Here is a 12,083-nt window from a genome sequence, read left to right as displayed (position 1 = left end):
GAGGAGCAGGCAGCGGACGGAAACCGGATCATCGATCCCACGGAACGATGGTTTGATAACGCTCAACGAAAAGGGGGACCTTTTCGGAGGACGGCCGGCGCGACAGCCCCGGCGCCGCGAGGCCGCAGCGCCGCGCGCCCCCGTCCCATCGCCTCGCGGTGCGTCCGGGGCTCACGCCTTGGCGACGTCGTGCGTCGCGGGCTCCGGTTCGCCCAACGCCTCGGACCGCGCATAGGCGCCTCCGGCCGCCGGATTCGGGGCCCCCGCGGACGCATCCTGGTTGGTGGCCTTGGCCTCCATCTCAGCCAGGCTCGCTTCGCGCGCGCGTTCCTGCTTCTCGATTTCCGCCAGCCGTTGCGCGTTTTCGGCCTTGTTGGCCTCCATCTCGGCGTAGAAGGCCTCGCCGTCCGCCGAGCCACCGCTCTGTTCCGTCACCTCACCGCGTCGGAACAGCTGCCCGCCGCCCACGATGTGTTCGTTCGGCTGCGTCGATTGCACGGAACTGATGGCGGTCGACTTTTCCTGAAAATCGAGGCGGTCATCCCCGTTCACGTCGTATCGGCTGACCATCTCGCGCACACCGATGGAAATCGCCGCCGCCAAGCCGATGTTCACAGGCGCATTGACATCAAACTCGAGTGACGCGGCGCGCGCCTCGTCCCGGCTCTGCTCCGCTTCTTCGGCCTTCGCCTCGGCCTTCTCACGCAGGTCGCGGACCTTTTCGGCGCCCGGGTTCGTCAGGCTGCTGGACGCGTCAGACGGCTCGATCGGTCGCTCCGTCTGACCTTGCTCCGCCGCGGCCTTTGGCGACAGCGCCACGACATCTTCCACCCGGCGGGCCTCCTGGTCTTGAGGATCACCAGATTGTCGGGTAACGGATCTGACATGCGACGACAACCAACCGGTCGTGCCGACTCCCGATGCATCAGACATGACACTCGTCCTTCCTTTCTGGAGGTGGCGACGCAATTGTTCCGCGTCTGATTTTCAATCGAACGCGCTTGGACCTGTGTTGGAACGATATCAGTTTGTTTGCCGCGTTTGAAGAGCTTCGCCGCAATGGGCACGCGCGCCCCCTTAACAGACTGAAAAGTCAATAGAAAAACAACGCGATAATCGCAAGTCGATGCAAATATCCATCAATTCGAGGGTGTTCTTTCGCGGCGGCGCCCGCCCGAGTCGTTTCGAACCGGCATGGGCAAGAGACCCCGGGACGGGACGTCAGCAACCGACCTTGGCCCCCACCTCCAAGGGCAGGCCCGTTCCCAGCAAGCGCAGACGCCTCACGATGTGCGCCTGTAACCGCTCCGCCTCGACCGCGCGCACATGAAACACCAGGCCGGCCAAGGTGCCGCGACACCACCGCACGTCGGCCGGGATCGGAACGTCCAGCCCGTCCAGACTCAACGTGCCCGCAGACCCCTCGGCACCGAAACCAACATCGACACTCTGGCGCCAAGCGGCGAAATGGCCTCGACCATCACGTCAATCCAACGCCCGTCCGCCGTCCAGCGCCCCGACAGCGGCAGCGCGTGGCGACGCGCCCGGCGCCGCTCGCCTGAATGCCTCTCCTACCCGTGAGCGCGGAGGGACCGCGCCCCCCCCTCCAGCCATGAAAACCCCATCGTCTCAGTGTCCGAATGCCGGGACGTCATCTGTCGGCCAAGGCGCATCATTTTCGGGTTCATTCGATATGACAGGTAACGAAGGTGATCGAAAAGCCTGAACCGCTTCGGGTGCCGACTCCACGGGGATGAGCTGTTCGTGCCCCGCAACACGGGCCGCATCGCCCGGCGCGGGCCGAACCCGCGCGATCACCGAGGCGCGACCCGACCGTGCAACGCCGCCAATCGTCCGGAAACGGGCGCGGGTGTTCTTGACGGGTCCGGCGATTTGGCCTTTAACAGAAAAGGCGGTCAAGACGAGCGCACAAGCGGGACGGGTGTTGACCGCCGCCACCCGCCGCCACCCGCCGCCATGTTGGGCGACGCCCGGGTCATCATCGGCAGGGGCGGCGTCGTTGATGGGCTGCCACGCACCGCCGGGGAAACGAAGGTTCGTCATGAAATCTTGCCTGATCGTGGACGATTCAAAGGTCATCCGCATGGTGGCCAAAAAGATCCTCCAGGAAATGAGCTTCGAGACCGAAGAGGCGGAGGACGGCCAGGGCGCGCTCCAACTCTGCCAAGACCACCTGCCGACCGCCGTTCTGCTGGACTGGAACATGCCGGTGATGAACGGCATCGAGTTCCTTCGGGCCCTGCGGGCGATGCCGGGCGGTGATCAGCCCGTGGTCGTGTTCTGCACCACGGAAAACGACATTGAACATATCCAGGAGGCCATCGAGGCCGGAGCCAACGAATACATCATGAAGCCGTTCGACAGCGAGATCCTGCAGGCGAAGTTCGCGCAGGTCGGCCTGATCGAGGGGTAGTGGACGGAAAAACCGGCGGGCGAGCCCGTCCGGTCGGGTTGGGAAACTGGCGTGCCCAAGCAGTGTGGCGGTAAGCTGTGGGCTCCACTCGGTCGGTAACGCACGGGGCACCGAAACAGGTCAGACGGCAGCCAGGGGGTTTTGTTCTTGTCAACGTCAACGTTCAGGGGTAGCTCCAAACAGCCCGGTAATTCCGCCGAGACGCCCATTCGCGTGATGGTGGTCGACGACTCGGCCGTCGTGAGGGGTCTTGAAACGCGCCTTCTCGAGGCCGACCCACAAATCAAGGTTATCGCATCGGTCGGCAATGGCCAAGTCGCCTTGCAGACACTGGAGCGCCACGAGGTCGAGGTCGTCATTCTCGACATCGAAATGCCAGTGCTGGACGGTTTGTCGGCGCTGCCCAAGCTTCTGGCGCGCGACCCGACGCTGAAGGTCATCATGGCCTCCACGCTGACGCTGCGGAACGCCGAGATCAGCCTTCAGGCCCTGGAGGCGGGCGCGGCCGACTATCTGCCGAAGCCCGCGGCGTCTCGCGAGATCTCCGCCGACGGTGCTTTCAAACACGATCTGATCGCCAAGGTGAAGGCCCTGGGGCTGGCGCGCCGCCGCAACCAGCAGCGTCCCGGGGCCAAGCCGGGTGGCACGGGCTTCACCGCCGCGCGAACCCGCCAGGAAGCGCCGGTGAAGGCGCCGGCGGTCACCCTCCGTCAACAGGCGCCCGTTGTTCTGCGCAAGGCGCCCGTGACCGCCGAGGCGGTCGATATCATTGCCATCGGGAGTTCGACCGGCGGCCCCCAGGCGCTGTTCACCGTGCTGGGCGCGATGAAGGGAAGCGGCCCGTTGCGTCAGCCGATCCTGATCACCCAGCACATGCCGGCCACGTTCACCACCATCCTCGCCGGCCACATCAGCCGCTCGGCGGGCATGGACGCGCACGAAGGGCAGGACGGAGAGGTCATCAAGGGCGGGCAGGTCTATGTCGCGCCGGGCGACTACCACATGACGGTGGAAAGCAAGGGCACGCAGAAGGTGATCCGCCTCAACCAGGACCCGCCTGAGAACTTCTGCCGACCGGCGGTTGATCCCATGTTCCGGAGCATCGCGCGAGCGTATGGCCGTCGGACGCTCGGCGTGGTACTGACTGGAATGGGGTCCGATGGAACCAAGGGGGGTGCCATGATCGTCGAGGCGGGTGGAACCATCGTCGCGCAGGACGAAGCCACCAGCGTGGTCTGGGGCATGCCCGGGGCCATCGCCCAGGCCGGCCTGTGTACCGCCGTGCTGCCGATTGGCGAGATCGGCCCGTACATCTCCAAAATCGCAAACAAGCGCTAAGCTCATGAAACCGGACGATTTCGACTACGTCTCCAGGCTCCTGAAGGAGCGCTCGGGGTTGGTCCTGACAAAGGACAAGGCCTACCTGCTCGAAAGCCGGTTGATGCCGCTGGCGCGAAAGCGGGGGCTGAAGGGGCTCGACGAGCTCATGGTGGCGCTGAAGAAGCGTGACATCGTGCTCGAAAAGGCGGTGGTCGAGGCCATGACCACCAACGAGTCGTTCTTTTTCCGCGACAACAAGCCGTTCGATCAATTCAAGAGCATCGTGCTGCCGAACCTGTTGAAGGCACGGGCGACCAAAAAGTCCTTCCGCATCTGGTCGGCGGCCTGTTCTTCCGGGCAAGAACCGTACTCGCTGGCCATGCTGCTGAAGGAAGAAGGGGCCAAGCTGAGCGGCTGGCGTTATGACATCGTCGGCACCGACATCTCGGACGAGGTGCTGAAAAAGGCCCGCGCCGGCGCCTACAGCCAGTTCGAGGTGCAGCGCGGCATGCCCATGACCCTGCTGGTCAAGTACTTCAAGAAGAAGGACGAGAACTGGGCCATCGATTCGGCCATTCAGTCGATGGTGCAGTACAAGGAATGGAACCTGCTGGGCGACCTGAAGCCGCTCGGCCAGTTCGATGTCGTGTTCTGCCGCAATGTGCTGATCTATTTCGATCAGCCCACCAAAAGCAAGGTATTGCAGGCCATCTCCCAGATCATGGCCGATGACGGCGTCCTCTATCTGGGCGGGGCGGAGACCGTGCTGGGCATCTCCGATCACTTCAAGCCAGTGCCGGGCCAGCGCGGCATCTATGCCGTCACCAAGGGCATCGGCAAACCGTCGCTTGGCGCCCCGCAAGGGTGATGGGGGACACCCCTTCGCGGCCCGGCCCGGGGGCACGGCCCTAGAACGAAAAAAACGCCGCAGGACGCACACAACCGTCGCGACGCGGCGGGCAGCGCGCCCCATCACCGACCGAGGCGGATTGCCCCCCTATGGCAGGGCGGCCGTTTCGTCGAAGGCGAGGCATCGCCTCCGCCATCGTTGTCGTCCCCCCGATCCGCCTGTGTGTCCTCGACCGGATTGATCGCTTCCACGGTCCCTGCGTGACGAGTTCCCCTTCAGGTCCAACGCCATCGAATCAGGGCAGGCGGCCTTTTTCAACAGGCCCCGGCGAGCGGTATCAGGACTCCCGTGCGTTCAGCAGGGCCGGCGGCACCGGCATGCCCACGGTGCCCAGGACATCCGACAGGTCGGTCTTGAGGACCTCCAGGCCGTCCTGGGTCATGGACTCGCAACGGGCCACCAGTTCCGCCTGGGTGTTGGAGGCCCGCAACAGCCACCACCCCTCCTCGCGGTTGACCCGCACCCCGTCCACATCCGAGAAGGCGGCCTGCCGCTCGGTCAACACGGTCTTGACGTAATCCATGATCTCGAACTTGACGCTGTCGGGACACGGAAACCGCAGTTCCGGGGTATTCACCGGCTTGGGCATATGGTCGTACCGCAGCGCGAGCGTCAGCGGTTTCGGCCAGCGCGCGATCATGCCCAGCAGGCGCACGGCGGTGTACAGGGCGTCGTCGAAACCGAAATAGCGGTCGGCGAAGAAGATATGGCCGGTCATCTCGCCCGCCAGAGGCGCGCCGACCTTGGCCATATGTGCCTTGATGAGGGAATGGCCGGTTCGGTACATCAACGGCCGGCCGCCCAGTTCGGCGATGCGGTCGAACAGCGACTGGCTGGCCTTGACGTCGGCGATGATGGGCGCGCCGGGGTTCGCCTTCAGCACCGGCTCGGCCAGCAACGCCAGGATCTCATCGCCCCACAGGATGCGTCCCTTGCCGTCCACGACACCGATGCGGTCGCCGTCACCGTCGAAGGCGATGCCGAGATCGGCCTGTTCCTCCAGCACGGCCTCGCGCAGTTGGGTCAGGGTCGCCGGGTCGGTGGGATCGGGATGATGCGCCGGAAAGGTGCCGTCCACAGCGCCGTTCAGCACGATGTGATGCCCGGGCAGCCCGTGAAGCAACGCGCCCAGGGCGGCACCGGCGGCGCCGTTGCCGGGGTCCCAGACCACGGTCAGTTCGCGATCGCCGCCGTCCCAGTCCTCAAGCAGCCGGTCCACGTAGTCGATGGTGACGAACGTATCCTCGACGCGGCCCCGGCCGGACGAGAACGCGCCGGCGGCGGCAACGCGACCCAGAAGCGCGATATCCCGCCCGAAGAACGGCCGCTTGTTGAGAACCATCTTGAAACCGTTGTGGTCCGGCGGATTGTGCGAGCCGGTGACCATAATGCCCGCCGAGGCCTGGAGATGGTGAACCGCGAAGTACAGCATGGGGGTCGGACCCAGGCCAATGCGGTGCACCTCCAGCCCGGTCGAGGCCAGTCCCTCCACCAGGGCCTGTTCAAGCTCGGGCGAACTCAGGCGGCCGTCGCGGCCGACACACACCGACGTGCCGCCGTCCTTGGTGACGATGGACCCGAAAGCCCGGCCGACCGCCCCGGCGTCGGCCACCGACAAGGTTTCACCCAGGATCCCGCGAATATCGTACTCGCGCAGGATGCTGGGGTGCAGGGCGTGGCGGGCTCCCGCAACGGACATGGGAAACGCCTCCGCGAAAGAAAACACGGCCGGCCGGCGCGGACGCCCGAACCGGCGAAGGGGACTGCCGTCAGGTGATGACGGTCGGGCCGCCGCGCCCGGTGCGGTCCTGAATGCCGGCCAGGGCGTCGGCGGTGGCGATGAGGTCGGCCAGGGCAGCCTGGGTGTCCATGTCGTGACGCGCCGGATCGTCCTCCGGCCGTTCAATGTAGACGCGCAGGGTCGCGCCCGCAGTCCCGGTGCCGGACAGACGATACACGATGCGGGCCCCATCCTCGAACAGAATCCGGACCCCCTGCCCGCTGGCGGTGGAGCCGTCCACCGGATCGGTGTAGGCGAAATCGTCGGCGAGCATCACCAGTCGGCCGCCCTGCTTGGTGCCGAACAAAGAGGGCAGGCGGGCGCGCAGGTCGTTCATCAGGGTTTCGGCCTGCCGCTTGGGCAGGTCCTCATAATCGTGGCGGGTGTAGTAGATGCGCCCAACCCGCGCCCACAGGTCGCGCACTAGGTCCTCGACCGACTTGCCGCTGGCGGCCACGATGTTGAGCCAGAACAGCACCGCCCACAGGCCGTCCTTTTCGCGCACATGGTCGGAGCCGGTGCCGAAGCTCTCCTCGCCGCACAGCGTCGCCTTGCCGGCGTCGAGCAGGGTGCCGAAGAACTTCCAGCCGGTGGGCGTCTCGAAACAGGGAATGCCGAGCAGCGCGGCGGCGCGGTCAGGCGCGCGGCTGGTGGGCATGGAGCGCGCCACGCCGGCCACGCCCCGCGCGTAGCCGGGCGCGAGCGTGGCGTTGAGGGTCAGGGCGGCGAGACTGTCGCTCGGCGTGACGTAGAAGCGCCGGCCCAGGATCATGTTGCGGTCACCGTCTCCGTCGCTGGCCGCGCCCATGTCGGGCGCCGCATCCCCGTCGGCGAACAGGCGTTCGACCAGATCGCGGGCATGCACAAGATTGGGGTCGGGGTGGCCCTCGTTGAAGTCGTCCAGGGGCTCACCGTTGATGACCGTGCCGGCCGGAGCGCCGAGCCGGTTCTCAAGAATCTCCCGCGCGTAGGGGCCGGTGACGGCGTGCATGGCGTCGAAACACATCCGGAACCCGCCCTGGAACAGCGCCCGGATGGCGTCGAAATCGAACAAACGCTCCATCAGGGCGGCGTAGTCGGCCACGGGATCGATCACCTCGACCACCATGTCGTCCACGGTCTGCTCCCCCAGCGCCGAAAGATCGACCTCGGGCGTGTCCAGGATGCAGTATTCGCCGATCTCCCGGGTGCGGGCGTATATGGCGTCGGTGATGCGTTCCGGCGCCGGTCCACCGTTGGACGGGTTGAACTTGATGCCGAAATCGCCGTCCGGGCCGCCTGGATTGTGGCTGGCCGACAGGATGATGCCGCCCCAGGCGCCGCGCTCGCGGATCACGCAGGACGCGCCGGGCGTGGACAACAGGCCGTCCCGCCCCACCAGGACGCGGGCGATGCCGTTGGCCGCCGCCATGCGGATGATGGTCTGGATCGCGGTTTTGTTGTGGAACCGGCCGTCGCCGCCCAGAACCAGGGTGGCGCCCTGCCGGCCTGGCACGCTGTCGAAGATGGCCTGGACGAAGTTCTCCAGGTATCGCGGCTGGCGGAACACCGAGACCGTCTTGCGCAGGCCCGATGTGCCCGGCTTCTGATCGTCGAACGGGGTTGTCGGTTCCACGCGGATCGCGCTCATGGATCGGGTCTCCGCTTGCGGTCGGGATGGGGTCAGGCGTCTGGCGTCGGCCGACCCACGCTGGTGTAGCGGAAGCCGGCGGCCACCATGTCGGTCGGATTGTAGACGTTGCGCAGATCGACCATGACCGGCGCCTTCAGGACCTCCTTGACCCGATCCAGGTTCAACGCCCGGAACTCGTTCCACTCGGTCAGGATGACCAGGGCGTCGGCCCCGGTCATGACGTCGTAGGCGTCCGCGCCGTAGGTGATGTCGGGCAGCAACTTGCGGGCCTCGTCCATGCCCTCGGGATCAAAGGCGCGCACCGTCGCGCCCGCCTCCACAAGCGCCGGCACGATGTCCAGGCTGGGCGAATCCCGCATGTCGTCGGTGTTCGGCTTAAAGGTCAGGCCGAGAATGGCGACGGTCTTGCCGACGACGGAACCGTCGCAGGCGTCGATGATGCGCTCGGCCATGGCACGCTTGCGCTTCGCGTTGATGTCCACCACCGTCTCGACGATGCGCAGCGGGCTGCCCACCTCCTTGGCGGTGGTCACCAGCGCCAGCGTGTCCTTGGGGAAGCACGAGCCGCCGTAGCCCGGCCCGGCGTGCAGGAACTTCCGCCCGATGCGGTTGTCGAGGCCGATGCCGCGCGCCACGTCGTGGACATCGGCGCCGACCTTCTCGCACAGGTCGGCGACCTCGTTGATGAAGGTGATCTTGGTGGCCAGGAACGTGTTGGCCGCGTACTTGATCATCTCCGAGCTTTCCAGCGTGGTGAACACGATGGGCGTCTCGATCAGGTACAACACCCGATACAACTGGCGCATGACCGCCTGCGCGCGCTCGCTCTCGGCGCCGATGACGACGCGGTCGGGGCGCATGAAGTCCTGGATGGCCGAACCCTCGCGCAGGAACTCGGGGTTGGAGACGACATCGAAGTCGGCGTCGGGGCGTTCCTCGCGGATGATGCGCTCAACCTCGCGGCCGGTGCCGACGGGCACCGTGGACTTGGTGACCACCACCGTATACCCGTTCATGGCCCGCGCGATCTCGCGCGCGGCGGCATAGACATAGGACAGGTCGGCGTGCCCCCCGCCGCGCCGGCTGGGGGTGCCGACGGCAATGAACACGGCATCCGAGTCGGCCACGGCCGGGCCCAGATCCGTGGCGAAGGACAAGCGCCCGGCGGCGGCGTTGCTGGTCACGAGGGCGTCCAGGCCCGGCTCGTAGATGGGAATTTCGCCCCGGTTCAGGCGCTCGATCTTACCGGCGTCCTTGTCGATGCAGGTCACGGTGACGCCGAACTCGGAAAAACAGGTTCCGGACACCAGACCCACATAGCCGGTGCCGATCATCGAGATGCGCATGACGGATGGGCTCTCCCTGTACTGCGATCAGACGGGCCGAAGGGATCCAGTCCCGTTCCGATAGGTTTCCCCCGCACGCTCTACATCGAAGCCGCCCGTCAGGCCAGCGCGAAATCCGCACAACTTCAAGAAACGCGCACCCCCGCGCCCCCGATGGATCGGGGCACCGCCGCCAGCAGTTCTCTTTTGGCCGCACGGCCTCCGAAGGGAACGGCTGTGAGCCCCAGGCGCGAACCGAACGTCCTCCCCTGGATAGGCTATCTGATTCACACAACTCTACTTTTGTTCATCATTGCGAGGAGCGCAGCGCAAATTAAAACATGGGGCAATCCAGGGCGAGCCTGAGTGTTCCATGCTCTGGATTGCTTCACCCTCGTCTTGCGACGGGGGTTCGCAATGACGAGTCAAGATGTCGCGTGAGCGAAGAGCCGCCGCTTCGGCGGAAAGACGTGTGAATATGATCGCCGGAGGGGGGAGGAGAACAGGCCGGCACCGGCCGCAACCGGTGTCCTCCCGCCATCCTGAGACTTGCTGCACCGCCGCCGTGCCGCTTTCGGGCGACGACGCCTTCGCGGTAGGGTGAGACGTTCGATCCGCCTGTCCGGAAGGCCACCGTTTCCATGACCGCCGCTCCTGCTCCCCGTCCCCTGTTCTCCTGGCGCAAGCACTGGGCGCACCGCTTCGGCACGGCGCCCTTTCTGCCCATGAGCCGGGACGAGATGACCGCACTCGGCTGGGATGCCTGCGACGTTCTGCTGGTCACCGGCGACGCCTATGTGGATCACCCCAGCTTCGGCATGGCGCTGATCGGCCGCCTGCTGGAGGCCCAGGGCTTCCGCGTCGCCATCCTCGCGCAGCCGGACTGGACCAGCGCCGAGGCCTTCCAGGTCCTGGGGCGGCCCGCCTTGTTCATCGCCGTGGCCGCCGGCAACATGGACTCGATGGTCAACCGCTACACGGCGGATCGGCGGCTGCGCCACAACGACAGCTACACGCCGAACGACGAGGGCGGGCGGCGGCCCGACCGGGCCACGCTCGTCTATGCCCAGCGGGCGCGGGAGGCGTTCAAGGACACGCCCATCATCGTCGGCGGCATCGAGGCGTCCCTGCGCCGCGTGGCACATTATGACTACTGGAGCGACACCGTCCGCCGCTCCCTGCTGCTGGACGCCAAGGCTGACCTGCTGGTGTACGGCAACGCCGAGCGGGCGATTGTCGAGATCGCCCACCGCGCGGCCAAGGGCGAGCATCCGCGCGCCATGACCGACATCCGGGGCACGGCAGCGGCCCGCCCGGCGGTGCCCGAAGGGTGGACCGAGATCGACGCCACCAACGCTGACCCGCCCGTCCGGCCCGGCGATGGCCCCGCCGTGGTCCGCCTGCCTTCCTACGAGGCCGTCAAGGCCGATCCGGCGCTGTACGCCCACGCCGCCCGCGTCGTGCATCTGGAGAGCAACCCCGGCCACGCCCGCCCGCTGGTGCAGCGCCACGGCGACCGCGAGGTGTGGCTGAACCCGCCGCCCTGGCCGCTGTCCACGGAGGAGATGGACGCCCTGTACGAACTGCCGTTCGCGCGCGCCCCGCACCCGACGTACGGCGACGTGCGCATCCCGGCGTGGGAGATGATCCGCTTTTCCATCACCATCATGCGCGGGTGCTTCGGCGGATGTGCGTTCTGCTCCATCACCGAGCATGAGGGCCGGGTGATCCAGAATCGCTCCCAGGCGTCCATCCTGCGCGAGATCGAACAGGTGAAGGGCAAGACGGCGGGCTTCACGGGGGTGATTTCCGACCTGGGCGGGCCGAGCGCCAACATGTACCGGCTGGCCTGCAAGAGCCCGGACATTCAGCGCGTCTGCCGGCGGCTGTCGTGCGTCTATCCCGCGATCTGCAAGACCCTGGACACCGACCATTCGGCGCTGATCGATCTGTACCGCGCCGCCCGGGCCGTGCCCGGGGTCAAGAAGATCACCATCGCCTCCGGCCTTCGCTATGACCTCGCCGTGCGCTCGCCCGCGTATGTGAAGGAACTGGTGACGCATCACGTCGGCGGCTACCTGAAAATCGCCCCCGAGCACACCGAGGCGGGACCGCTGGCGCACATGATGAAGCCGGGCATCGGGACCTTTGATCGCTTCAAGCAGATGTTCGACCGGTTCAGCCGCGAGGCCGGTAAGGAGCAGTACCTGATCCCGTACTTCATCGCCGCGCATCCGGGCACCACGGACGAGGACATGATGAATCTCGCCCTGTGGCTGAAGCGGAACGGCTTCCGGGCCGATCAGGTGCAGGCGTTCCTGCCCTCGCCGATGGCTTTGGCGACGGCAATGTATCATTCGGGGCGGAGCCCGTTGCGGCCGCTGCGGGGCGGGCGCGGCGAGGCCGTGTTCACCGCCAAAGGCCTGCGCCAGCGCCGGCTGCACAAGGCGTTCCTGCGCTACCACGACCCGGAGAACTGGCCGCTGCTGAGGGACGCCCTGAAGCGCCTGGGCCGCGCCGACCTGATCGGCCCCGGCAAGCGCCACCTCGTGCCCGCGCACCAGCCCGCCGGCACCGGCCGCACCGGCGGCGAGGGCCAACGGACCGGCCGCAAGAAGGGCGCGCAGAGCTTCGTGACCACGGGCGCGGGGAAGGGACGGCGGGCGCGGTCGTAAGGGCGG

10 protein-coding genes are annotated in these 12,083 nt (G+C 66.7%); 4 read left to right on the top strand and 6 right to left on the bottom strand.

All coding sequences use genetic code 11. The features are described from left to right. Positions 1–171: 171 nt before the first annotated feature. From BLS85_RS03640 to BLS85_RS18600, 3 genes are all read right to left on the bottom strand, one after another. Positions 172–933, bottom strand: coding sequence for a hypothetical protein (locus tag BLS85_RS03640; protein ID WP_143027079.1), 762 nt, complete (start codon positions 931–933; stop codon positions 172–174). Positions 934–1,221: 288 nt separating this feature from the next. Beyond that, positions 1,222–1,407 carry a hypothetical protein gene (locus BLS85_RS03635; RefSeq protein WP_092782323.1) on the bottom strand — a complete coding sequence of 62 codons (186 nt, stop codon included), beginning with the start codon at positions 1,405–1,407 and terminating at the stop codon, positions 1,222–1,224. Positions 1,408–1,629: 222 nt separating this feature from the next. Beyond that, positions 1,630–2,106: a hypothetical protein gene (locus BLS85_RS18600; RefSeq protein WP_176793328.1), complete on the bottom strand. Its 477-nt coding sequence runs from the start codon at positions 2,104–2,106 to the stop codon at positions 1,630–1,632. Between BLS85_RS18600 and BLS85_RS03630 the strand changes: the two genes are divergently transcribed. From BLS85_RS03630 to BLS85_RS03620, 3 genes are all read left to right on the top strand, one after another. Next, positions 2,063–2,434 carry a response regulator gene (locus BLS85_RS03630; RefSeq protein ID WP_092782320.1) on the top strand — a complete coding sequence of 124 codons (372 nt, stop codon included), beginning with the start codon at positions 2,063–2,065 and terminating at the stop codon, positions 2,432–2,434. The two genes, BLS85_RS18600 and BLS85_RS03630, sit on opposite strands and share 44 nt — an antisense overlap. A gap of 216 nt (positions 2,435–2,650) precedes the next feature. After that, positions 2,651–3,772: a protein-glutamate methylesterase/protein-glutamine glutaminase gene (locus BLS85_RS03625; RefSeq protein ID WP_092782317.1), complete on the top strand. Its 1,122-nt coding sequence runs from the start codon at positions 2,651–2,653 to the stop codon at positions 3,770–3,772. A 4-nt stretch (positions 3,773–3,776) separates the two neighbouring features. Next, the gene (locus BLS85_RS03620; protein WP_092782315.1) at positions 3,777–4,622 is read left to right on the top strand and encodes a CheR family methyltransferase; all 846 of its coding nucleotides are present in this window, start codon (positions 3,777–3,779) and stop codon (positions 4,620–4,622) included. 319 nt (positions 4,623–4,941) lie between these two features. Here the strand turns inward: BLS85_RS03620 and pgmG are convergent, their stop codons facing one another. The 3 genes from pgmG to BLS85_RS03605 all read right to left on the bottom strand — a co-directional run bounded on the left by pgmG (position 4,942) and on the right by BLS85_RS03605 (position 9,423). Next, positions 4,942–6,363 carry a phosphoglucomutase/phosphomannomutase PgmG gene (gene pgmG, locus BLS85_RS03615; RefSeq protein WP_092782312.1) on the bottom strand — a complete coding sequence of 474 codons (1,422 nt, stop codon included), beginning with the start codon at positions 6,361–6,363 and terminating at the stop codon, positions 4,942–4,944. A 70-nt stretch (positions 6,364–6,433) separates the two neighbouring features. Next, complete coding sequence (locus tag BLS85_RS03610; protein WP_092782309.1) at positions 6,434–8,074, bottom strand: alpha-D-glucose phosphate-specific phosphoglucomutase; 1,641 nt, start codon at positions 8,072–8,074, stop codon at positions 6,434–6,436. Positions 8,075–8,106: 32 nt separating this feature from the next. After that, positions 8,107–9,423: a UDP-glucose dehydrogenase family protein gene (locus tag BLS85_RS03605; protein ID WP_092782306.1), complete on the bottom strand. Its 1,317-nt coding sequence runs from the start codon at positions 9,421–9,423 to the stop codon at positions 8,107–8,109. Positions 9,424–10,043: 620 nt separating this feature from the next. On the opposite strand from BLS85_RS03605, the gene BLS85_RS03600 reads away from it, so the two are divergent. Then, the gene (locus BLS85_RS03600) at positions 10,044–12,077 is read left to right on the top strand and encodes a YgiQ family radical SAM protein (protein WP_092782303.1); all 2,034 of its coding nucleotides are present in this window, start codon (positions 10,044–10,046) and stop codon (positions 12,075–12,077) included. The last annotated feature ends 6 nt before the right edge of the window (positions 12,078–12,083 follow it).

This window comes from Rhodospira trueperi, assembly GCF_900101965.1.
Classification (GTDB): Bacteria; Pseudomonadota; Alphaproteobacteria; order Rhodospirillales; family Rhodospirillaceae; genus Rhodospira; species Rhodospira trueperi.
This window is presented reverse-complemented; position numbering and strand designations above follow the sequence as displayed.